The organism is Campylobacter sp. IFREMER_LSEM_CL2127 (assembly GCF_025771745.1).
Lineage (GTDB): Bacteria > Campylobacterota > Campylobacteria > Campylobacterales > Campylobacteraceae > Campylobacter_D.
The window spans coordinates 21091-45077 of the sequence record NZ_JAKMQV010000009.1; the positions used below are offsets into that span (position 1 = coordinate 21091).

Annotated in this window: 21 protein-coding genes; 16 read left to right on the top strand and 5 right to left on the bottom strand. The window is 29.4% G+C overall.

Going from position 1 to position 23987, the window contains the following annotated elements; translation table 11 throughout:
- Positions 1-7: 7 nt before the first annotated feature.
- From lysS to L8V77_RS06360, 5 genes are read left to right on the top strand one after another with little or no spacing between them, the layout of a single operon-like run.
- Positions 8-1510: a lysine--tRNA ligase gene (gene lysS / locus L8V77_RS06340; protein WP_263707209.1), complete on the top strand. Its 1503-nt coding sequence runs from the start codon at positions 8-10 to the stop codon at positions 1508-1510.
- Positions 1511-2752: a serine hydroxymethyltransferase gene (locus L8V77_RS06345; RefSeq protein WP_263679599.1), complete on the top strand. Its 1242-nt coding sequence runs from the start codon at positions 1511-1513 to the stop codon at positions 2750-2752.
- Positions 2749-3294: a DUF1882 domain-containing protein gene (locus tag L8V77_RS06350; protein ID WP_012661221.1), complete on the top strand. Its 546-nt coding sequence runs from the start codon at positions 2749-2751 to the stop codon at positions 3292-3294. Before L8V77_RS06345 ends, L8V77_RS06350 begins: the two co-directional genes overlap by 4 nt.
- 17 nt (positions 3295-3311) lie before the next feature.
- Entirely contained in the window at positions 3312-4118 is an 807-nt protein-coding gene (locus tag L8V77_RS06355; protein WP_263707210.1) for an SPOR domain-containing protein, read from the top strand.
- Complete coding sequence (locus L8V77_RS06360) at positions 4115-4897, top strand: shikimate dehydrogenase (RefSeq protein ID WP_263707211.1); 783 nt, start codon at positions 4115-4117, stop codon at positions 4895-4897. The genes L8V77_RS06355 and L8V77_RS06360 overlap by 4 nt, the downstream gene beginning before the upstream one ends.
- Here the strand turns inward: L8V77_RS06360 and dnaJ are convergent.
- Complete coding sequence (gene dnaJ / locus L8V77_RS06365) at positions 4894-6015, bottom strand: molecular chaperone DnaJ (RefSeq protein WP_263707212.1); 1122 nt, start codon at positions 6013-6015, stop codon at positions 4894-4896. The genes L8V77_RS06360 and dnaJ overlap by 4 nt on opposite strands.
- A 113-nt stretch (positions 6016-6128) precedes the next feature.
- On the opposite strand from dnaJ, the gene L8V77_RS06370 reads away from it, so the two are divergent.
- Genes L8V77_RS06370 through recR form a run of 3 tightly spaced genes read left to right on the top strand, consistent with a single transcriptional unit; the run spans position 6129 to position 8603 of the window.
- Positions 6129-6800, top strand: coding sequence for a response regulator transcription factor (locus tag L8V77_RS06370; RefSeq protein ID WP_012661225.1), 672 nt, complete (start codon positions 6129-6131; stop codon positions 6798-6800).
- Complete coding sequence (locus tag L8V77_RS06375) at positions 6797-8029, top strand: ArsS family sensor histidine kinase (RefSeq protein ID WP_263707213.1); 1233 nt, start codon at positions 6797-6799, stop codon at positions 8027-8029. Before L8V77_RS06370 ends, L8V77_RS06375 begins: the two co-directional genes overlap by 4 nt.
- A gap of 1 nt (position 8030) precedes the next feature.
- Positions 8031-8603: a recombination mediator RecR gene (gene recR / locus L8V77_RS06380; protein ID WP_263679595.1), complete on the top strand. Its 573-nt coding sequence runs from the start codon at positions 8031-8033 to the stop codon at positions 8601-8603.
- Here recR and L8V77_RS06385 read toward each other — a convergent pair.
- From L8V77_RS06385 to L8V77_RS06395, 3 genes are read right to left on the bottom strand one after another with little or no spacing between them, the layout of a single operon-like run.
- Positions 8590-9618, bottom strand: coding sequence for a hypothetical protein (locus L8V77_RS06385; protein ID WP_263707214.1), 1029 nt, complete (start codon positions 9616-9618; stop codon positions 8590-8592). The genes recR and L8V77_RS06385 overlap by 14 nt on opposite strands.
- The gene (gene uvrC / locus L8V77_RS06390; RefSeq protein ID WP_263707215.1) at positions 9615-11408 is read right to left on the bottom strand and encodes an excinuclease ABC subunit UvrC; all 1794 of its coding nucleotides are present in this window, start codon (positions 11406-11408) and stop codon (positions 9615-9617) included. Before uvrC ends, L8V77_RS06385 begins: the two co-directional genes overlap by 4 nt.
- Positions 11401-11853, bottom strand: coding sequence for a hypothetical protein (locus tag L8V77_RS06395; protein ID WP_263707217.1), 453 nt, complete (start codon positions 11851-11853; stop codon positions 11401-11403). Before L8V77_RS06395 ends, uvrC begins: the two co-directional genes overlap by 8 nt.
- 134 nt (positions 11854-11987) lie before the next feature.
- On the opposite strand from L8V77_RS06395, the gene nhaD reads away from it, so the two are divergent.
- Both nhaD and guaA read left to right on the top strand, forming a co-directional pair.
- Positions 11988-13346: a sodium:proton antiporter NhaD gene (gene nhaD / locus L8V77_RS06400; RefSeq protein ID WP_263664182.1), complete on the top strand. Its 1359-nt coding sequence runs from the start codon at positions 11988-11990 to the stop codon at positions 13344-13346.
- Positions 13347-13355: 9 nt separating this feature from the next.
- Complete coding sequence (guaA, locus tag L8V77_RS06405) at positions 13356-14891, top strand: glutamine-hydrolyzing GMP synthase (protein WP_263707218.1); 1536 nt, start codon at positions 13356-13358, stop codon at positions 14889-14891.
- Here guaA and L8V77_RS06410 read toward each other — a convergent pair whose 3' ends face one another.
- Positions 14892-15443: a class I SAM-dependent methyltransferase gene (locus tag L8V77_RS06410; RefSeq protein ID WP_263664184.1), complete on the bottom strand. Its 552-nt coding sequence runs from the start codon at positions 15441-15443 to the stop codon at positions 14892-14894.
- 112 nt (positions 15444-15555) lie between these two features.
- Here L8V77_RS06410 and L8V77_RS06415 point away from each other — a divergent pair, with 112 nt between their 5' ends.
- The 6 genes from L8V77_RS06415 (at position 15556) to L8V77_RS06440 (ending at position 23885) form a co-directional block, all read left to right on the top strand.
- Positions 15556-16995, top strand: a complete 1440-nt coding sequence (locus tag L8V77_RS06415; RefSeq protein ID WP_263664185.1) for a hypothetical protein — start codon at positions 15556-15558, stop codon at positions 16993-16995.
- A 261-nt stretch (positions 16996-17256) separates the two neighbouring features.
- Positions 17257-18507 (top strand): phosphoribosylamine--glycine ligase, encoded by a 1251-nt coding sequence (gene purD / locus L8V77_RS06420; protein ID WP_263707219.1) that lies wholly within the window; start codon positions 17257-17259, stop codon positions 18505-18507.
- Complete coding sequence (locus L8V77_RS06425; protein WP_012661236.1) at positions 18504-18962, top strand: RDD family protein; 459 nt, start codon at positions 18504-18506, stop codon at positions 18960-18962. The genes purD and L8V77_RS06425 overlap by 4 nt, the downstream gene beginning before the upstream one ends.
- Complete coding sequence (locus tag L8V77_RS06430; protein WP_412175146.1) at positions 18952-20988, top strand: LPS-assembly protein LptD; 2037 nt, start codon at positions 18952-18954, stop codon at positions 20986-20988. The genes L8V77_RS06425 and L8V77_RS06430 overlap by 11 nt, the downstream gene beginning before the upstream one ends.
- On the top strand, positions 20988-21644 hold the full coding sequence (locus L8V77_RS06435; protein WP_263664187.1) for a phosphoribosyltransferase: 657 nt from the start codon (positions 20988-20990) through the stop codon (positions 21642-21644). Before L8V77_RS06430 ends, L8V77_RS06435 begins: the two co-directional genes overlap by 1 nt.
- A gap of 132 nt (positions 21645-21776) precedes the next feature.
- Entirely contained in the window at positions 21777-23885 is a 2109-nt protein-coding gene (locus L8V77_RS06440; protein WP_263707221.1) for a polyribonucleotide nucleotidyltransferase, read from the top strand.
- The last annotated feature ends 102 nt before the right edge of the window (positions 23886-23987 follow it).

Here is a 23987-nt window from a genome sequence, read left to right on the forward strand (position 1 = left end):
ATATTTAATGTTTGATAATATTTTAGAGCAACAAAAAATTCAAAAAGCGCAAGAGTTAAAAGAACTAGGAATCAACCCTTATCCACACTTTTTAAAAAAAGAAATGGGTATAAGTGAATATAAGGCTAAATTCATCTATATTAAAGATATAGAAAATCAGCGTGATGAAAATGCTCATGGAGTATTAGCAGGAAGATTAAAGCTTCTTAGGATGGCTGGTAAATCAGTATTTGCTAATATAGAAGATGAGCAAGATAATTTACAAATTTATTTTAATCAAAACATTTTAGGGGAAGAATACTTTGCCATTTTAAAAAAATATCTTGAAGTAGGGGATATTGTTTTGGTTAAAGGTTTTCCTTTTATGACAAAAACAGGAGAATTCAGTCTTCATGTAGAACAAATTCAAATAGCTACAAAAGCTATAGTGCCTTTACCGGAAAAATATCATGGGCTGACAGATATTGAGCAAAGATATAGAAAAAGATATCTTGATATGATTATGAATAGTGAGGTGAGAAAAGATTTTATTTTGCGTTCTAAAATAGTTTCTTATATTAGATCTTTTTTTGATAACAAAGGATTTTTGGAAGTTGAAACACCAATGATGCATCCTATTGCAGGGGGAGCAAATGCAAAGCCTTTTGTAACTTATCACAATGCTTTGGGTGTGGAAAGATTTTTAAGAATTGCTCCAGAGTTGTATCTAAAACGTTTGATTGTAGGTGGTTTTGAGGCGGTTTATGAGATTAATAGATGTTTTAGAAATGAAGGGATGGATTTAACGCATAATCCTGAATTTACTACAATCGAGTTTTATTGGGCTTATCATAATTATCATGATTTAATGGATTTAACAGAAGAGCTTTTTGCTATGCTTTTAGATAAATTAAAATTAGATAAAAAACTTGAATTTGATGAAAAAATAATTGATTTTTCTAAGCCATTTGAAAGAATTACTTATAAAGACGCATTAAAAAAATATGGCGGTTTGGATGATGAGCTTATTAATAATAAAGAATTAATTTTGGAAAAGCTAAAAAAAGATGGATTTGAAGCCAATGAAAAATTGGAATTAGGTCATTTACAAGCTGAACTTTTTGATAATTATGTTGAAGATAAATTGATTGATCCTACTTTTGTGATAGATTTTCCTATTTCTATAAGTCCTTTATCTAGAAGAAGTGATAAAGATGCAGATATTGCTGAAAGATTTGAGTTGTTTATCGCAGGTAGAGAAATTGCTAATGGATTTAATGAGCTTAATGATCCTCTAGATCAATATGAGAGATTTTTAAAGCAAATTGAAGCAAAAAATGCAGGTGATGAAGAAGCATGCGAAATGGATGAAGATTTTGTTAATGCATTAGGTTATGCTATGGCACCAACTGCAGGACAAGGTATAGGAATAGATAGATTGGTTATGCTTTTAATTAATAAAAAATCAATTCGTGATGTAGTGCTTTTCCCAGCCATGAGACCACTTAAAAATGAGATAAAAGGAGAGTAAATGTTGGAAAAATTTGATAAAGAAATTTTTGATTTAACCCAAAAAGAGTTAGCAAGACAATGTGATGGTCTTGAAATGATAGCAAGTGAAAATTTTACCATACCAGAAGTTATGGAGGTAATGGGAAGTATTTTAACAAATAAATATGCAGAAGGCTATCCTGGTAAAAGATATTATGGTGGATGTGAATTTGTTGATGAGATTGAAACGATTGCTATAGAAAGATGTAAAAAACTTTTTAATTGTAATTTTGCCAATGTGCAACCTAATTCAGGCTCACAAGCAAATCAAGGTGTATATATGGCATTGTTAAATCCAGGTGATAGAATTTTGGGTATGGATTTAAGCCATGGAGGACACCTAACTCATGGTTCTAAAGTAAGTTCTTCTGGAAAGGTTTATGAAAGCTTTTTTTATGGAGTTGAGCTTGATGGAAGAATTAATTATGATAAAGTTAGAGAGATAGCAAAAGAGATTAAACCAAAACTTATTGTTTGTGGTGCTAGTGCCTATCCTAGAGTGATTGATTTTGCCAAATTTAGAGAAATAGCAGATGAGGTTGGCGCGTACTTGTTTGCTGATATTGCACATATTGCAGGTTTGGTTGTAGCGGGTGAGCATCCTAGTCCATTTCCTTATGCTCATGTTGTAAGTTCTACTACACATAAAACTTTAAGGGGTCCAAGGGGCGGGATTATCATGTGTAATGATGAAGAAATTGCTAAAAAAATAAATTCTGCAATTTTTCCAGGCATTCAAGGTGGTCCATTAATGCATGTAATTGCTGCTAAGGCTGTTGGATTTAAATATAATTTAAGTGATGAGTGGAAAATTTATGCTAAGCAAATCATCAAAAATACTGCTACTTTAGCACAAGTTTTAATAGATAGAAAATATGATTTAGTCAGCGGTGGTACTGATAATCATTTGATTTTATTAAGCTTTTTAAATAAAGAATTTAGTGGTAAAGATGCAGATTTAGCGCTAGAAAGAGCAGGTATTACAGCTAATAAAAATACTGTTCCAGGTGAAACTAGAAGTCCTTTTGTAACGAGTGGTTTAAGACTTGGAACAGCAGCTTTAACAGCAAGAGGTTTTAAAGAAGAGCAAATTTCTATTGTTGCAAATTACATAGCTGATATTTTAGATGATATACAAAATACAAAATTACAAGAGGAAATTAAGGTTAAACTGAAGGATTTAGCAAGTAATTTTATTATTTATGAAAGGGCTTTATTTTGATTACAACAATGGATTTAGCTTTAATTAAAATGGTTACAAGCCATTATTATATAAAGCGTGATACTATAGTAAATAAATACGAATACAAGGGTAGAATTTTCTTTGATAAATTTGAAAAAGTTAATGCCCCATTAACCGCTAGTGTTATACAAGAGCATATGGAAAAAAAGATAATCGTGGCGCATTCTTTGATCAATAGTTTTGATAAGGTTGAAAATATTGTATTTGATTATAACGGTTTTAACGCGGAGCGTTTTTGGCATAGAGCGCAGCTTGTTTTAAGAGAAGAAGGTTTTATTAATTTTACTGCTTATAGAACAAGAACTAATAATCATTTACATTTGTATATTCATAAAGGACATACAACTTTTAACGAGGCTTGTTCTTTGGGCTCAAAACTATCTTTACTTTTTTCTCAAAAGATGCCAGTAGAGTGGAAGGTTTTTCCTAGTATGGATATACCTAGAGAATTTAATATATTAACCTTGCCTTATGAAGTTTATCAAAAAGAACGTGGTGCTTCTTGGTCTAAACATATGTAATTTTGAAAGGATGAAAAATGGAAGAAAACAATAAAAACGAATTTGATGATATAATTTTGCAAAAAAGCAATAAAAGCGAAAAACTTAAAAAAATTTTACTTAGATCGATTATTTTAATCATTGTATTTTTAGTTGTTATGATAGTAATGAAGCTAATTAATGACCCAGGTGAAGAAAAAACATTACAAATGCCATCAGAACCACAAGAGCAAGCTGGTTATGAAAATAATTTTAATTCTTTGCCTATTACAGATAGTGCTAAAGAAGAGGATGAGTTTGAAGTTTTAGCTAGAAAATTAAAAGAAGAGAGTTCTTTGAATGATACAAATACTACCATAGAAGAAAAGCAAGAAGTTCCAAGTAATAGTGTTTTAGATCAAATTACTACAATAGAGCCAAAAGAAGAGCCAGCTAAGGTGGAAGAAAAACAAGAAGAGATTAAACCTATAGAAAAATCTACAGAAAAACCGATTCAAAAACCTTCTGAAAAATCAAAAAATAATATAGTTGAGCAACAAAAAGCTCCAGAACAAAGCAATGCAAATGAATTATTTGAAAGTATCAAAGCACCAAATGTTCAAACACAACTTCCTTCAGGTGCTTATATTCAAGTTTTTTCTTTAAATAGTTTAGATCCTAAATCAAAAGAATTAAATATACTTAAAGAAAATGGATATGATTATAAAATTTATAAAACAACAGTAAATGGCAAAGAGCTAACGAAAGTTTTAGTTGGACCTTATAAAGAGAGTGAATTAAAGACCGAATTAGAAAAAGTACGTTCTAAAATTGCAAAAGGTGCTTTTACATTTAGAGTAAAATGAAAACTTTTGCAGTTATAGGTGATCCTATTATGCATTCTAAATCTCCAAGAATGCATAATAATGCCTTGCAAACACTCAAAGAAGACGCAGTTTATACAAGATATCATCTAAAAGATAAAGCAAAACTAAAAGAGATTATTCAAAAGTTAGATGGTGCTAATATTACCATACCTTTTAAAGAAGCAGCTTGTAAAATAGCTGATTTTAAAGATGAAAGTGTTATACATATAGGCTCTGCTAATACTTTATTAAATAAAGATAATAAAATTTATGCTTATAATACAGATTATTTGGGATTTTTAAAAGCAATTGAGGATTTTTCTTTTATCAAAAATACTTTGATTTTGGGTGCTGGGGGTACAGCTAAAGCTTTAGCATATGCTTTAAAATCTATATATATTGAAGTTACAGTAGCAAATCGTTCTAGTACTAGATTTGAAAATTTAGCTAGCTATCCATGTTTTTTATATAATCAACTTGATTTAAGTAAAAAATTTGATTTGATTATCAATACAACTAGTGCAGGTTTAAATGATGAGAAATTACCTTGCCAAGAAGAGATTTTAAAAAGTATTTTTCAACATGCCAAATATGCTTTTGATGTGATATACGGTAAAAATACACCTTTTTTAAAATTAGCAAGAGAAAATGGCTTAAAAATAAAAGATGGTACACAAATGCTTTTATGGCAAGGTGTTTTTGCTCTTGAGTTATTTTTAGAGTGTCAAAAAACAGAAGAAATTTTTAAAGCCATGAAAATGGCTTTAAAACTTCCTTAGTGGCTAAACCAAGATTTGATTTTATCAAACAAACTTTCTTGTTCTATAAAGCCTTCTTCATCTGCTAAGCCAAAACTTTTCTCAAGCTGCAATAGTAGATTTTTTTGTTCATCAGTAAGCGTTTTTGGAAATTTTATTTCAATTTGTACAATATGTGAGCCTAATTTTCCATTGTGAATATTTTTAACACCTTCGTTGGCTAATTCGAATTTTTGTTTATCTTTTGCACCGACTGGAAGTTTAAGATCAGCCTCTCCTCTTATAGTGGATACTTTAATAGTTTTTCCAAGAGCAGCTTGGGTAAAAAATACAGGTACTATGGTATAGATATCATCATCATGTCTGATAAATTTATCATCATCTTCTACGATGATTTTGATATATAAATCACCTCTTTGAGAAGAATTTGGAAGCTCATTTGCTTTATTTTGTACTCTAAGATTCATACCGCTGTCTATACCTTCTGGTATATCAAGTTCTATATGATCTTTTATTTCTTCATAGCCATTACCATGACATGTTTTACATTTATCTTTTATAATCTGACCACTACCTTTACAATGATCACAGCTTTGCACAAAGGTCATAAAGCCTTGTCTAACACCAACTTGCCCTTTTCCTCCGCAATGAGGACAAGTATCTAATTTTCCATTTTCTGAACCACTTCCTTTACATGATTTACAAAAACTTTTATAGGTAAAATCGATCTTTTTTTTACAGCCAAAAACAGCTTCTTTAAAGCTAATTTTTGTCGTTATTTTTAAATCTTGAGGATATTTATTTCCTTTTTCTTTTTTACGTGTTGAGCTGCCAAAACCAAATCCATCTCCAAAAAAGCTCGAGAATATATCCCCTAAATCAACATCTCCAAAACCACCAAAACCACCGGCTTGACCTTTAAGCCCTTCTTTTCCGTATCTATCATATATACTTCTTTTTTCATCATTGCTAAGCACCTCATAAGCTTCATTTACAAGCTTAAATTTCTCTTCTGCTTCTTTGTCTCCTTGATTTCTATCAGGATGATATTTTAAAGCCATCTTTCTGTATGCTTTTTTTATGGTTTCTTTATCTGAAGTTTGGGAAATTTCTAGTATTTCATAATAATTAAGTTCCACTTTTTTCCTCTCTTGAAAAATTAATATTGTAATTTTAGCAAAAAAATAAATGAATAGTTAAATTATGTGTTATAATGTTAAGTTCGTAACATATTTTCACTAAAGGGGTAGAGATGATTAATGTTTTAATGATCGAAGATGATCCAGATTTTGCAGAGTTTTTGGCAGAATATTTGGCCCAGTTTAATATAAAAGTTACTAATTATGAAGATCCATATTTGGGAATGAGTGCTGGTATAAAAAACTATGATTGTTTAATTCTTGATTTAACTTTACCTGGACTTGATGGTCTTGAAGTTTGTCGTGAAATAAGAGAAAAATATAGTATTCCTATTATTATTTCTTCAGCTAGAAGTGATTTGAGTGATAAAATTGTAGGACTTCAAATAGGTGCAGATGACTACCTGCCAAAACCATATGATCCAAAAGAAATGCACGCAAGAATTATGAGTTTGATTCGTCGTTCTAAACGAACCAATGAAACTCCCGAGAAAATAATCAATTCGGCATTTAAAATTGATGAAAAAAGACATGAGATAAGTTACAATGATGAGGTTTTGGTTTTAACTCCTGCTGAGTATGAAATTTTAAGCTATATGATAAGACAACATGGTTTTTCGGTTAGCAGAGAACAACTTGTGTATCACTGTAAAAGCTTAAAAGATAAAGACTCTAAAAGCTTAGATGTTATTATTGGTAGACTTAGAACTAAAATTGGTGATAGCTCAAAAGCGCCAAAACATATTTTTTCAGTTAGAGGAATAGGATATAAATTAATAGGATGAAAGTAACTATTAATCTTAAAATCACCGTTCTTTTTGCAACAGCTTTTTTATTTGTTTGTGCCTTGTTTGTGCTTTTAGGAAAGGTTCAGATTGATTCTTATTTAACTAACGAACAAGGAAGGCAAAAAGAAATTGTAGAAAAAATAATATACAACCTAGAAAGAAAAGAAGATTTTTCAATACATGAGTATCTTCTTTCTAAATCTTTTAAATTAGTTGAAAATGATCGCAGTGCAAAACATATCATTGCAAAAGGTGAAAAGGTATTTAGGATTAATTCTTTATATGGAAGTTTTTCTTCTATTATTTACCATAATCAAATTTTTTTCTATGTAGAAAGGTTAAATACAAAACATCTTTATGAATTAAATGCTTCTACGCGCTTAGAATATTTATTTTTATTAAGTTTCTTTTTTAGTTTGATTTTGATTATATTTTTATATTTTTCAGTATTAAGATCTTTAATGCCTTTAAAAATTCTAAAAAAGAAAATTAAAAATATTAGTGCAGGTAAAATTGAACCTTTGTCTGAATACTCTCAGATTAATGATGAAATTTCAGAAATATCTTTTGAATTTGACCATGCTATCAATAAAATTCAAGAGCTTGTAAAATCAAGGCAGTTTTTTTTAAGAATGATTATGCATGAACTTAAGACACCTATTGGCAAAGGTAGAATAGTTTGTGAAATGTTAGATAATCAAAAGCAAAAAGATCGTCTAGTAGCGATTTTTGAAAGACTTGAATTGTTGATTGATGAATTTGGGAAAATCGAAAAAGTCTTATCAAGAAATTGTCAACTTAATTTGCAAACCTATCATTTGAGTTTGATTTTAGAGCAAGCTGAAGATTATTTAATGAGGGATGATTTTTATCAAAAAGTAAAAATATCCTATAAAGAAGATACTATGATAATTGCTGATCTAGAGCTCTTTTCTTTAATGCTTAAAAATTTAATTGATAATGCTATTAAGTATTCAGATGATAAAGCGTGTGAGATTATATGCTCTGGGGATTATATAATTGTTAGAAATAAAGGGATGCAGCTTAAAAAAACTTTTGATTATTATTTAAAACCTTTTGTGAGAGAACAAAATACCCAAGTAGAGGGAATGGGACTAGGACTTTATATTATTAATAATATTTGCAATCTTCACGGTTATAATTTAACCTACAGCTATGAAGATGGCTATCATACTTTTAAAATTGTTTTTTCAAGGTTAAAATAATTTGAAAGGTTTGGAAAAATTTAACGAGCTAGTATCTGCCTTTTCCGCTTTGCCTACTATAGGGAAAAAGTCTGCTTTAAGGCTTGCATATCATGTTTGCATAAAAGATCCTTTATTAGGCTCTAAGCTTGCTTATCATATTGAAGAATCAATTAGAATGATAAAAAAATGCACACAATGTGGTGCTTTAAGTGAAAATGAATTATGCGAAGTTTGTTCTAATATAGAAAGAAATCATAGCATTATTTGTATAGTTCAAGATTCTAAAGATGTCTTGGTTTTAGAAGATAGTGGAAGTTATGATGGGCTTTATTTTGTACTTGATGATACAAGTGAAGAAAATATTATAAAATTAAGAAGCATGATTGAGCATAATAAAACCACAGAAATATTTTTTGCTTTCACACAAGGCTTAAATTCTGATGCCATTGTTTTTTTTATAGAAGAAAAATTAAAAGATTTAAATTTGAGTTTTTCTCAAATAGCTCAAGGTATTCCAAGTGGTGTTAGCTTAGAAAATGTTGATTTTATATCTTTGCATAAAGCTATAAATCATAGAACTAAACTTGATTGATATATTGTTTTAACAATGCTAGCCATTCATTTTTGTTAATATCATTTAAGATTAAATTCGCAAAATTACAATCTTTAACTCTGTTTTTAGAAAAAAGCAAAATTGCAATTTGTGGATTTTTTATCTTGTACTCTTGTAAAATTTGACTAATATGCATTAGATCAAATTTTATAACCTCATAGTCTACTAAAATTAATTTAAATCTAAATTGTAATGCTTTTTTAAAGTCACTTAAATTATCTATAGTTTGATTGTGGGGACAAAATTGATTAGTTATGTTTAAAATAAGATCATTTTCAAAGTAAGAAGATTTAAAAATTAAAACATTATAACAATCTCTTGCAATGTAACACTCTTGTGTAAAATGAGTATTTAAAAAATCAACAATCTCCTCAATATGAATTTCTTCAAAAGTGAAATTTAAAACATCATCTATTTTTTCCTTTGAAATGATAAAAGAATAATTTTTATCATCTTTTTGGTTATGTTTGTATAAAATTTCACTACTAATACCCATTTTAAGCAAAATAGACTGCAATAGAAAATTTTCATTTTTATTATTATTGATAATACCTGCATGTATGTTTTTAAAGTGTCTATGTTCTAAGTTAGGTTTATAATCATTGATAAAAGGTTTTAATATATAAGCAGAATTATCTAGATATAGATAGCTCAAACCATGGGCAAGATATTGATAATTTTGTTCTAGATGTAGGTTTTCCTTTTTTTGCTCATGCAGTTTTTTGCCCATTAAATCAAACGATAATTTTAAATTTTCTTTTAATTCTTCTAAAGAGTTTGATTTTGGTAAGGAAAAATATTTTTCTATCTCTTGAATCAAGGTTTTGTCTTTTTTGATTTTATGATTTTTTGAGATTATATAAATACAGGCAATAATAAAAATCAAAATGCTTATAAAAGTATAAATGAAGAATAATTTTTGATCCATAGGATATAAAAAATAATAATTTAAAAAACATAAAATTAAAGTCAAAACACTAATAAATAATATCATAAATTTTCCTTGATTAATTTAGCTATTTTTGCATTGGAAAGTGATTTTAATTCATCAAAACTAGCTTTGTTAATCTCATCAAAACTACCATAATAATCTAAAAATTTTTTAATATATCCTTGAGAAATTCCAAGTTGTATTAATCTAGAACTTTGCAAATCTTGTTTTCTTTTTGTTTTTTGGTGAAAACTAATTGCAAAGCGATGTGCTTCATCACGTAATTTTTGCAAAAATTGTAATTTTTTATCATCAGTAGAAAGTTGAATTTTACCTTCTTGAGTATAAATTTTATCTTTCGCACTTCCTTTTGCCCTGTAAACTTTCGCATCTATTTTCTCTTTAGAAATTGCTAAAATATCTACATTTGCACCAGAGCTTTTTATGATATCATTGGCTAGCTTTAATAAAGTATCTCCCCCATCAATTAACCATAAATCAGGTGGGGGATTTTTATCAAATGACAAAGCCCTTTTGCTAAGGGTTTGAAGCATTTGATCGTAATCATTTTTATAGAATAAATGGTAGTGTCTATAAGAGCTTTTGTCAAATTGTCCATCTTTATAAGCTACCAAAGCACCGACATTCGCTTCACCTTGCATATGAGAATTATCAAAAATTTCTATATAATTAGGATAATTTTGTAGGTTAAAAAAATCTTTTAATTCTTTTAAAAATAAATAATTATCGCTTTTTAAGTGCTTTTGTATGTTTATTTTTGCATTTTCTAGTGCAAGTTCACATAAGGCTTTTTTTTCGCCAAGTTTTGGAGTTTTAAGGTGAAATTTTTTAGAAAACCTTTCACTAAGTAAATTTTGCAAAAGGTTCATGTCTTCAAATTCTTCATGCGTATAGATTCGGGTTGAATTTATTGGACTATCTTGGGTATAATTTTCTAATATGTATTGTTTATATACTGCATTTAGGTCAAATTCATCTTGATGATTTAGGGTTAGCACTTTATGGTTTGAGCTAATTATTCTACCATTATTTATAACAAAACGCACCATAGAGAGTATATTTACTTCATGATATATAGCAAAAACATCAAAATCTTCTAATTTTGCAAGGTCTATTTGTATTTTTACGCTTAAATCTTCTATTGTTTTGATTTGATCCCTTATAATAGCTGCTTCTTCATAGTTTTCATTTTTTGCATATTCAAACATTTTATTTTCTAAATTTTTTGTTAAAGATAAGGGATTTAAAAGAGCTTGAGTAGCATTTTGAACAATTTTTTCATAATCTTGTTTGGAAATTTTTTGCTCGCATGGTCCTTTACAGCGTTTAATTTGATAAAAAAGGCAAAGTTCTTTACAAGATTTTTTTTGTCTTAGTTCAAAAGATAAATACAAAGCATTTAAAAGCTCTTTTGCTCCTTTAAAAAAGGGACCAAAATATTTTATTTTATTTTTTTTGATAATTTTTCTTGTAATCTCAAATCTTGGAAAATCTTCATTTAAATCTATATAAATATAAGGGTAGGTTTTATCATCTCTTAATAATATATTATATTTTGGATGAAGTTGTTTTATAAAAGAATTTTCTAGTATTAAAGCATCGGCCTCACTTTTTGTAGTGATAAATTCTAAATGATGTGTTTGGCTAATCATTTTTTGAATTCTTAAGCTATTATTAGGATTTGGGCAAAGATTTGGAGTGAAGTTAAAATAACTTCTAACACGGTTTTTTAAATTCTTGGCCTTACCTACATATAAAAGCTTACCTTGAATATCAAAGTATTGATATACACCAGGTAAATTTGGTAAGGTTTTGAGTTCATTTTCAAGCATTTTTTATAAGCTTTCGTAATTCTTCAAATTTATTATATAAAATAGGATTTTCAAAATGATTTTTAAAATTTCCATTAGAAAGCTCTAAGTGAGCTTTTTTATGTTCATTAAAAGTTTTGTTTTTAGAAATAAAGTTTTGATCGCTGAGTATTTTTATGTTTTTCACCTTTGCAAAATTACTCATTGGCCTAGCTAAAGTATAGTTTTTTATGAGACTTTTAATCATTTTTTTGGTATTATCGTGATTTAATTCCATATATGCAATGTGGTGCTTAACTAAAATAATCAAAGTATTATTTTTTATAAAGAGTTTAGTAATCATTTGTTGGTGATTGTGATTAAATAAATTTAAAAACTCTTTATATTGAAAAAATATTTTTAAAGGTTTATAATGTTTAAAATCAGCAAGCTCGTTGATGATGTAATGACTCGTTTTAATTTTCATTTAATTATTTTAACATTTTTTTTATTAATATTTCTAAATGCATGTGGCTATAAGGATGCTCCATTTTATGAGATAAAAGATAATAATGGCAGTGTAAAGGAAATAAAAAAATTCCAATCTTTGGAGAGTGAAATATGAATAAAATACTTTTTTTACTTTGTTTTGGTGTTAGTTTTTTGTTAGCTAGTCAAACACATGAGCTAAATTTAGCTTTTAGTGCTTTAGGTATAGGTATTTTAATAATTTTTATATTGGGTTATTATTTTATCGCAGCAGAAGAGAAATATCATATCAATAAAACTAAGCCTGCTTTATTTATAGGAACTTTTTCTTTTATTATCATTGGTATATATATGGTAATGAATGATTTAGACACACAAATACTTGAAGAAAGTGTAAATCATCTTATTTTAGAAATTGCACAAATTGTGTTTTTCTTAATAGCTGCTATGACTTTTATAGAAGCCTTGATAGAAAGATCGGTTTTTGAAACTTTAAAATACAAACTTGTAAGCAAGGGTTATACTTATAGAAAATTATTTTGGCTAACAGGTATTTTAGCTTTTTTTATCTCTCCAATTGCAGATAATCTTACAACTGCTTTGATTTTATCTACTGTGCTTTTAACCATAGATAAAGATAATAAAGAATTTTTAATTCCAGGAGCTATAAATATTGTAGTAGCAGCTAATGCTGGTGGAGCTTGGTCGCCTTTTGGTGATATTACTACTTTGATGGTTTGGACAGCAAAAAAAGCCACGTTTTTTGAATTTTTTGCTCTTTTCCCTGCTTCTTTTATTGGTTGGTTGCTTACTGCTTATTTGTTATCACGTTATGTGCCTAATATTAAGCCCAATTTTCACAAAGATAATTTAGAAAAAGTCGAGATTAAACCAGGTGGTAAAGTTTTTATTGTGCTTGGTTTTTTAACTATAGCTTTGGCGGTATTTATTCATAGTATTTGTGATTTACCTGCAATGTGGGGTATGATTTTTGGCCTTTCATTGCTTAGTTTGTATATGTATTTTTTCAACAGAAAACAAGGTAAAAAAGATTTAAATATTTTTCATTATATGACGCGTATTGAGATGGACACTTTATTATTTTTCTTTGGTATTTTATCTGCTGTGGGCGCCTTGCATTTTGTTGGTTGGCTTGCTTATGCTTCTGATCTTTATGCAAAATTTGGAGCTACTAGTATTAATATAGGAGTAGGATTTTTATCTGCTATTGTAGATAATGTTCCGGTTATGAGTGCGGTATTAAAGGCAAATCCAAGCATGGATGATACTCAATGGCTTTTGGTAACTCTTACAGCAGGAATAGGAGGGTCTTTGATCAGCTTTGGTTCAGCTGCTGGAGTAGGAGTAATGGGCAAAATGAAGGGAATTTATACTTTTAATGCTCATTTAAAATACGCATGGACGATTTTGGTTGGTTATATAATATCTATTATAGTTTGGTATGTACAATTTCAATTGTTAAATTTGTAAAGGAGTTAGATGAAAAAAGCAGATATTTTAGTTTTGGACTTTGGTTCACAATATACACAACTCATTGCTAGAAGATTAAGAGAGCAAGGTGTGTATGCAGAAATTTTACCTTTTAACGTAAGTTTAGATGAGATTAAAGCTAAAGAGCCTAAGGGTATTATTTTAAGTGGTGGGCCAGCTAGTGTATATGCAAATGATGCTTATTTTTGTGATAAGGGTGTTTTTAATTTAAATATACCAGTTTTAGGAATATGCTATGGTATGCAACTTATGGCACATCATTTTGGAGCAAATGTTGCCCCAGCAGGTCATAAAGAATATGGTAAGGCAACTATAGATATTCAAAATGATAGTGATTTGTTTAAAAATTTACCTAAAAAGCAAACGGTATGGATGAGCCATTCTGATAAGGTTGAGAATTTGCCACAAGGTTTTGAGGTTTTAGCGACTAGCGAAAATAGTCCATTTTGTGTATTTGGAGATGAGAAGCGTAAATTTTTTGCTTTACAATTTCACCCTGAAGTGCAACATAGTGAATTTGGAAAAAGCATCTTGAAAAATTTTGCTAAGTATGCATGTAATTGTGATAGTGTATGGAATATGGGATCTTTTGCAAAAACTCAAGCACAAAAAATCAAAGAAGAAGTAGGAAATGATAAAGTACTTTGTGCAGTAAGTGGCGGAGTTGATAGTAGCGTGGTGGCTGCATTGTTGGCAAGTGCGATAAAAGATCAAGTAGTAGTTGTTTTTGTTGATAATGGTCTTTTAAGAAGTGGTGAAAAAGAACAAGTTGAGTATATGTTTAGACACACCTTGGACATTGATTTAATCAGTATTGATGCTAGAGAGATTTTCTTAAGTCGTTTAGCAGGGGTAAGAGATCCTGAGCAAAAGAGAAAAATCATAGGAAATACTTTCATAGAAGTTTTTGAAGAAGAAGCTAAAAAACATAAAGATGTAAAATATCTAGCACAAGGGACTTTATATACTGATATTATCGAAAGTTCGGTTGTAGGAGCTAGTAAGACTATAAAATCTCATCATAATGTGGGTGGTTTACCTGAAAAGATGAATTTAAAACTCATTGAGCCATTAAAGGAAATTTTTAAAGATGAGGTAAGAGCTTTGGGAATGGAACTTGGCTTAAGTAAAGATGTAGTTTATCGTCACCCTTTCCCAGGACCAGGCCTTGCTATACGTATAATGGGTGAGGTAAATGAGCCTAGTTTGGAGCTTTTAAGAAAAGCAGATGTTATTTTGATTGAAGAATTAAAAAGCAGTGGCTGGTATGATAAGACATGGCAAGCTTTTTGTGTGCTTTTAAACGTGCAAAGTGTTGGTGTAATGGGTGATAATAGAACCTATGATAATGCAGTTTGCGTGCGCGTTGTTAATGCAAGCGATGGTATGACTGCAACTTTTTCTCATTTACCTTATGAATTATTAGAAAATATTTCACGTCGTATTATTAATGAAGTAGAAGGAATCAATCGCGTAGTGTATGATATTTCTAGCAAGCCACCAGCAACGATTGAATGGGAATGATTATTTAGTGCAAAAATAAACAAAAGCAGGGGGAAGATTTTGCCAAATGATAGGTGAAATTTCTACCTTGCTAAAAGTGGCAAAAAGTTTTTTCTTAAAAGCTCTCCCTTTTGGTGTTGGGAGTATATAAGCAAATGTTGCAAAACAACCATTTTCCTCTAAAGCATCATGAATGGATTTTAGCAATAAATCTTGTTCTTTGGAATTTAATAAAGCCCAAGGAATTCCTGAGATAATTAAATCTACACTATTGATCGCTCTTTTTTCTAGCATATTTGGTAAAAATTCTGCTGAGTTGACTTCTATATCTATATTTTTTATCTTTTGCTTTAATTTTTTTGCCATTTGAGGATTGATTTCTACGGCAAAAAAACTTGCATTATGGCTTTTTTGTTTGAGGATATACTTTGTAAAACTTCCTGTACCAGGCCCTATTTCAACGATATTTTTTGCATGTTGGACATGAGAAGTTATGAGTTTACTTAATTTTTTAGAGCTTGCGCAAAACGCACCTGTTTGTTTTGGGTTTTTAAAATATTGATATAAAAACATAAATAAAATACCTAAAGACGTTTATTTTGTGAAATTTTAAAATATAATTGTAAATTTATGAAAACAAAGTTAAAATAAGAATTGAATTTTTCTTTAAATCAAGGATTTGAATATGCACGGAAAAATAATGGTTTATGTGGATGCTACTGGAAGAGGAACAGTAATCAATCTAGCAAAAACATTTTTTGAATTTAATAAACACGCATGGCATGATAAAAGAAGTATGCCAACGGTTGGTATGTTTGTTGAATTTAGATCCGATGGAAAGCATATTACCGATTTACGTCCTTCTAAATTTCAAGAATTTACAGATGGTGATTTTATCAAAGAAAGAGATTTCTGGAAAACAGATAGTGATGATGAATTAGAAGATTTAAGACTGACAAGACGAGATGCTTATGTTCAAGAACTTTATAGAGAAACAGATTATGATAATCTTGATAAAATCACATTAAATTTAACTATCCCACAAGCTATTCAAAGATATTTTTATAATGAAACCTTGTCAATTAATGCAGTAAAAGACATTAACACAGATGAGGTGCCATATATTATTGATTTTTTTGCTATGAAGCGTTTTTTATATAAGGCTTTAGATACTTTATTATTTTCGGATAATACTATCAATCAAGCTGATTTTTCTGCAATGAAAAATATCATAGTGCACCTTGAAATGTCATATAAAGATATGAAAGACAAGCAAAAGCATATCAATATGGAACGCTTATATGAAGAGGTTTTTTTATCTCATCAGTGTCATTATCAAGCGCTTTTAGCTTCGATCGATAATAGAAAAAATAGAAAATTAGCGCTTGATCGTCAAATGAGCACTTTAATAACAGATATAAAATCAAAACAAGCAAGATTAGAAGCAGAAGGTGGAAAAAAACACCATGAACTAGAAGAAATGATACAAGGTAAAAAACAAAAACTAATAGAATTAAAAAATGAAGCTGATTATTTTACTAAAAGCGTAGAAAGACTAGAGTTGATAAAAAAATCTTTTTATGAAAAAAATTTTACAATTTTTAGTAATAGTTTTAATATGGCAAGAGAAAAGCTTTTTGAAAAGATTAAGCAGGGTTTAAATATATGTGCAACAAAACTAGATATAGAAATTTGGAAAAAATCTTTAAAATCAACAAGCATTAAAAACTCTTATTTTAAAACAGCAAGTGAAATTTCTTTTTGTACGCTTTCTTTTGCTGAGCTTTATTTAAACAGACTAAACAAACATGCTTTAAACCCAAATGATCAATTGTTATTTTCATATGTAAAGAAAGTAAAAAAAGAATGTGAAAAGAATTTCCTAGTTGTAACTTCTAATCCTGATTTATATGTTAATATGAAGATTCAAATTTTTGCAATGAATCCTTATTATGTAGTTAAGCATGCACCTAAGAAAGTAAATTACCAAGGGTTAATGAAAAATACTGAATTTGATATAGTTTATGTTGATGAAAAGACTATATGGGCGCCTGTTGCTGATGTTATTTTGGAGGGAAAATATTTTTTAAAGAAAGATTCTAAGACAAAATTTAAGATTTTGTAAAAACCTTTTAAACGCTATTTTTAAGTTTTGTTAGCTATAATTATGCTGCCTAAATGGTTCGATATGGTATTAAGGAGGATCCAACACATTAATTATAAGCTGTGATGTGTGATTTACCGTGTTCTGTGACTTCGTTTGAGTTTTGAAAAAAGCGAGAAGCTGCAGCCTTTAAAAATCACCTAATGGCATACTTTGACTTTTTGAGGGTCAGACACTTATACTCCGGCCATTTGGGTTTTTGTAATATTTTTAAGGAAAATAATGAAAATTTTAATACTAGGAAGCGGTGCTAGGGAGTATTCTATCGCTTTGGCTCTTCAAAAAACAAATGATAATGTAGAATTTTATTTTGCTCCAGGAAATGGTGCTACTGCTAAAATAGGAACAAATCTTAATATGAAAGATCCTAAAGTTATAACAGCTTATGCAAAAGCATCTGAGATTGATCTTTGCATAGTTGGGAGTGAGAATTTTTTAGCAGAGGGTATAGTAGATCTTTTTAAAGAAAACAATATTGCTATTTTTGGGCCTACTAAAGCTGCTGCTATGTTGGAAGCTTCAAAATCTTTTATGAAGAGTTTTTTAAAAAAATATAAAATCAAAACAGCTAAATTTTTAAACACAACTGATTATGAAAAAGCTAAGAAATTTATCACATCTTTAACACCTCCTATTGTTGTAAAAGCAGATGGCTTATGCGCAGGTAAAGGGGTGATTATCGCGCAAAGCCATGAAGAAGCTTTAGAAGCTACTAAAAATATGCTAAGTGGAGAAAGCTTTGGGGAAGCTGGAAAAATTGTTGTGATTGAAGAATATCTTGATGGTTTTGAATTAAGTGTATTTGCAGTTTGCGATGGAAATGATTTTATATTGTTGCCTGCAGCGCAAGATCATAAAAGATTATTAGATAATGATAAAGGGCCTAATACGGGTGGCATGGGGGCTTATGCTCCAAGTACTTTAGCAAGTGAGAATTTGTTAGAGCAAGTGAAGAAAGATATAGTGGCGCCAACTCTTAAAGGCATGAAAGAAGAAGGTGCTGAATTTGTTGGAGTGTTGTTTATAGGCTTGATGGTTGTAAATAATAAACCTTATGTTTTAGAGTATAATGTGCGTTTTGGTGATCCTGAATGTGAGGTTTTGATGCCTTTAATAGAAAATCCTTTGGATTTATTTTTAGCATGTGTGAATAAAAATCTTGCTAATACTCATATAAAAATTAAAAATGAATTTGCTGTGGGTGTGGTTTGTGCAAGTAAAAATTATCCTTACAAGGACTCACCAAAAGCTTTGATTGAGATAGGCGATATTCCACAAAATTCTCATATTTCTTATGCTGGTGTGAATTTAGAAGATGATAAATTATATGCCAGCGGTGGTCGCGTGTTGGTTTGTGTGGGAACTGGCAAAAGCATTGAAGAGGCTCAAAAAAACGCTTATATGCTTTGTGAAAATGTCCATTTTAAAGGAAAACAATACAGAAAAGATATTGCCTTTCAGGTTCTTAAATGAGTACCAATCAAGAATTATTTGATAAGCTAGAAAAAGAAGAAATAAAAATAGCAAGTTTTAAAAAAAGATTTTTAGCTTATGTTGTCGATAGTTTTGTAATTTTGGGCATCGTAAGTATTATTTTGCTCGATAAAATTAATTCTATGCAAACTTATGAAGAAATTCATAATCTTTTAATGCGTTTTGCTGGTGGGATTTTGATTTTACAGTTTGCATACCATAGTTTATTTACTTATTTATATGGCGCAACTTTAGGAAAAATGCTTTTGAAGATCATGGTGATTGATCAAGAATTGCTAGATAAACCAAATTTTACTCAAAGCGCTCTAAGAGCAGGTGTAAGACAAATTAGTGATATGTTGTATGGTTTAGGATTTGCTTGGGCTTTGAGTAATATTGTTTTGAAAACTTGGCATGATTATGCAGCCAAAACAGTGGTGATAGATCTTGCGTAAAATATTGCTTTCTTTAACTTGTGTAGGGAGTTTGTATGCTTCTAAGGTAGACATTTATGCTTTAGATGTTGTAAAAACAAATGATATTATAGAAGCAAAAAACAATGTAGTTGTAGTTTCTGATTTATATTTAATAACCGCAAGCGAGGCTAAATTTAATGAAACAACTAAAGATTTAGAATTGTTTGGTGATGTAAATATCTTACGAGGACAAAAAGAAAGAACCAATTCTACTTATACTAAAATTAATCTTAAAGATAACACAACAGCTTTTAAAAATTTATTTTTTTCAAATAACGATTTAGAGGTTTGGTTGCAATGTCATCAAGCAGATTTAAATGATAAGTTTGTTGTAACTAAAAAGTCGGTTGTTTCTAGTTGTAATGTTGAAAATCCTGATTGGGAAATTCGTTTTGATGAGGGTAAATTAAATAAAGAGAGTAATTTTTTACATCTTTATAATGCAAGATTGTATGTAAAAAATACTCCTGTGATGTATTTGCCGTATTTTGGCTTTAGTGTAGACACCAAAAGGAAAAGCGGTTTATTAATTCCTCAGGTGGTTTTAAAACAAAGCGAGGGGTTATATTATAACCAACCAATCTATTATGTTATTGATGATAATGCAGATATTCAATTTGAACCTCAAATTAGGACAAAAAGAGGCTATGGATTATACTCAACTTTAAGATTTATTGATAGTCCTTATTCTCAAGGTGAAATTAGCGGTGGTATTTTTGGAGAAAAATCAAGCTATAAAAAAGAAGAAAATTTAAAAAACAAAGAACATTATGGTTTAGAGATTAAATATTCAAGTGAAGCTTTACTCAATAGCCTTTTGAGCGATGAATTTCAAGAAGGTTTATGGATTGATGCTACTTATTTAAATGATGTAGATTATATAAACTTAAGCTCTAGTGCAAAAACTGAAGCTTCTTTGGTTACCTCAAAAATAAATTATTTCTTATCTGATGATGATAATTATTATGGTGCTTATGCAAAGTATTATATAGACACTTCTAAAATTAGCAATAAAGATACTTTACAAGAATATCCATCTTTTCAATATCATAGATATTTAAATGGTTTTTTTGATAACTATATACAGTATAGCTTAGATGCTTCTTTTCATAGATATTATAGATATACGGGTATTTATGCTAAAACTTTAGATTTTGATTTACCTTTAATTTATCATACAAGTTTTTTGGATGATTTTTTAAATTTTGCCTTTACAGAAAGAGTTTATGCAAATTTTGTAGATTATTCTAATACAGATATTAAAAATCAAGAGCATTTGTTTAGAAATTCACATAATTTTTCTTTATATACAGATCTTTCTAAACCTTATGAAAATTTTTATCATACCTTGTATTTAGGTGCTAATTATTTTATACCTGGAGCCAAATCAGGTAAAATTACCGAAGATTTTATAGAATTAAAAGATGATCCTGAGCAGTTTAATTTTTCGATGTATCAGTATTTTTATAGCGCTTTAGGCAAAAAAAAGCTATATCATAGTTTAAAGGCTAAGTATTTTACCAAAGAAGGTAGTTTTGGTGGTTTTGATAATGTTGTGGAATATTTTTATAATGATTATATAAGTTTAAGAAATGAGGCGGAATATTCAGGGGTAGATAATCGCTTTGATAAAGTATTTAGCGAGGCCTTATTTGATTATGGTGAGTGGAAAGTTAGTTTAAATCATGCTTATAGAATATATGAAAAAGAAAAATATAATTTTTTAGGAACTAAAGCTCAGTATGATATAAATACCAACTATCAAATATTTGGTGGTTTGTGGTTTGATTTGAATAAAGATCCTGAAAAATGGGAGATAGGTTATACTTATCAAAGAAAGTGTTGGAATTATTCTTTGATGTATCGTAAGGATATTTCACCTAAACTTACTAGTGGTGGGATTAGCGCTAAAGATCAAAGTGGTGTATATTTTATGTTTAATTTTTATCCTTTGGGTGGTGTATCTTATGATTTTTCTCTGGAAGAAAATGAAAGGTCTATATAATGTTTTTTGAAGATGAAAAAGATGCGCTTGAAAGATTATATGATTTACTTCCATTAAATAAATTAAAAGATTATATCATTATTACTCCTTCTTTAAAATCTATAGTTTTTGTTGATGCATTGGCAAAAAAATTAGAAATACCCTATGATTTTTTATTTACAGAGCAAATCAAAGCTCCTAATAATGATGAATGTCAAATAGCTATGATTAGCGAAACAAAAGAATTAGTTTATAATGAAGCCTTAGTTAAGGCTTTTGATATAAGCTTAGATTATATTTATGGTGAGGCAAATAGAACTTATGAAGAAAAAATTTTAAAGAATGTATATCGTTATAGAAAAGGTAATCTTTTAAAAGATTTAAAAGGAAAAAATATTTTAATGTTGCATGAGGGGTGTGAGAGTGGGATTACTGCTTCTTCATGTATAAAAAGTTTGTTAAAAGAAGAGGTTAGTAGTATTATTTATGCCACCGCTTTGATGCCAAGTGATGTATATGATTATATTAGTGTTTTTGCAGATGAGGTTTATTGCGTGCAAAAAATTGATCATTTTGTAGATATTGAGTTTTATTTTAAAAATAAAACGATTTTGCAAGCTCACGAAATTTTAGATATTTTAGAAGAAAGTAGGTATTATTTACCTTTAAAAAAATAAATTTATATCTGAGCAATAAGTTGTTTAGATATAAATTTATAGGCAAAATAAAAACAGGCTTTTTAAGTTTTAGTTTTTAAAATTTAAAAAGCTTATTTGGTTTTGCCTATGATAAAAATTTAAAGGAAAATCATGCGACATGAAATAAATATCAATAATCACCTTGAAATATTTGATACCGATAAAGTGGCAAAACAAGCAGCAGGTGCAGTTTTAATGCAAGAAAAAAATGCAGTAGTTTTAGCAACTGTGGCAAGAGAAGAAAAAATGGTAGAAGAGGATTTTTTGCCTCTTACAGTTCAATATATAGAAAAAGCTTACGCAGCAGGTAAAATTCCAGGAGGTTATGTAAAAAGAGAAACTAAGCCAGGCGACAATGAAACATTAAGTGCTAGGATTATAGATAGAAGTTTAAGACCTCTTTTTCCAAAAGGATATGCATATCCAACCCAAATTGTTGTAATGGTTCTTTCTGCTGATCCTGAAGTAGATTTACAAGTGATGAGTTTAAACGCTGCAAGCGTTGCTTTGTATTTAAGTGATATCCCTATTAAAGCACCTGTTTGTGGCGTAAGAATAGGTCGTATAAATAATGAATTTGTTTTAAATCCAAGCAATAGTGAGTTAAAAAATAGCACTTTAGATCTTTATGTAGCAGGCGTTAAAGATGAGCTTTTAATGATAGAAATGAGAGCTTTGGCAAACAAGCAAGATGATAAACACCGTATGAATGAACTTAGCGAAGATGATACTTTAAAGGCTTTAGATTTTGCAAGTAGTGCAATCTTGCGTGGTTCCAATGAATATGAAAAAGCATTTGCTGCTTATAGAAAAAATTCTAAACTTGAGTTTAAAATAGAGTCAGATAATATTCAAATTATTGACTATATAAAAAATACTTATATAACAAAACTCAAAATTGCTATTAATCAAATGGCAAAAAGTGAAAGGGCAAGTGAAATTTTACAAATAGCAAAAGAGATTGAAAGTGAATCTATAGCTATTGAAAACGAATGGAAATTTGAAGATATTGAAAAAGCTTTACATGCATGCAAAAGAGAACTTATTAGAAACCAAATTATTAATGAAAATAAAAGAGCAGATGGTAGAGGTTTAAAGGATGTTAGAAAAATAGACATAGAAACAAATATTTTACCAAGTGCACATGGATCTTGTCTTTTTACTAGAGGGCAAACCCAAGCCTTAGTTGTGGCCACCTTGGGAAATGATAATGATGCGCAAATGTCAGATATGCTTACAGAAAAAAACCCAATTTGTGAAAAATTTATGGTTAATTATAATTTTCCAGGTTTTTCGGTGGGCGAAGCTAGCCCTATAAAAGCTCCTGGCAGAAGAGAGCTAGGCCATGGAAATTTAGCAAAAAGAGCTTTGTATCCTAGTGTTGATACAGATTATGTTCATACAATTCGTTTGGTTTCTGAAATTTTAGAAAGCAATGGTTCTAGTTCTATGGCTACTGTTTGTGGTGGTGCATTGGCTTTAAGAGCTGCAGGGGTAAAAAGTGAAAAACTAGTAGCAGGTGTGGCGATGGGGCTTGTTTTTGAAGATGAAAAATATGCTATTTTAACCGATATCATGGGGCTTGAAGATCATGATGGAGATATGGATTTTAAAGTAGCAGGAAGCTATGATGGAATCACTGCTTTGCAGATGGATATAAAACTTGGTGGTATAGAGCAACAGGTTTTAAAAGAGGCTTTATATCAAGCAAAAGAAGCTAGGGAGCACATTTTGCAATTAATGGAAGAGGCTAATCAAAACATAGTTGTTAATGAAGCTATTTTGCCAAAGATTGAAATTTTTAATGTAGATCCAAATAAAATTCCTGATATTATAGGTCAAGGTGGTAAAATCATTAAAGAAATTATTGAAAAATTTGAAGTTAATATTGATTTAGATAGAGATAAAGGTGAGGTTAAAATAGCAGGAATTGATCATGATTTGATTTCTCAAAGTAAAGAGTATATATTAAATTTACTTCACTCTAAAGGTTCTAACAAAAAGCGTGACAAAAAGGAAATGCCTAAATTTGATATCGGTGAAGAATTTCTAGGACGAGTTCAAAAGGTTGTAGAATTTGGAGTTTTTGTAGAACTTAAAGAAGGCGTGGATGGTTTATTACATAATTCCAAGATTAAAGAAAAGTTAGAAGTGGGACATGAAATTAAAGTTAAAGTTGCAGAAATCAAAAACGGAAAAGTATCTTTAGACTTAGCCTAAATTTTGAGCATGTTAAAAAATATGCTCAAAATTTTATATTATATCTTGACAAAAGAATATTCTTTTGGCATAATTTCGTTTTTTGATTGTCTCGTTAGCTCA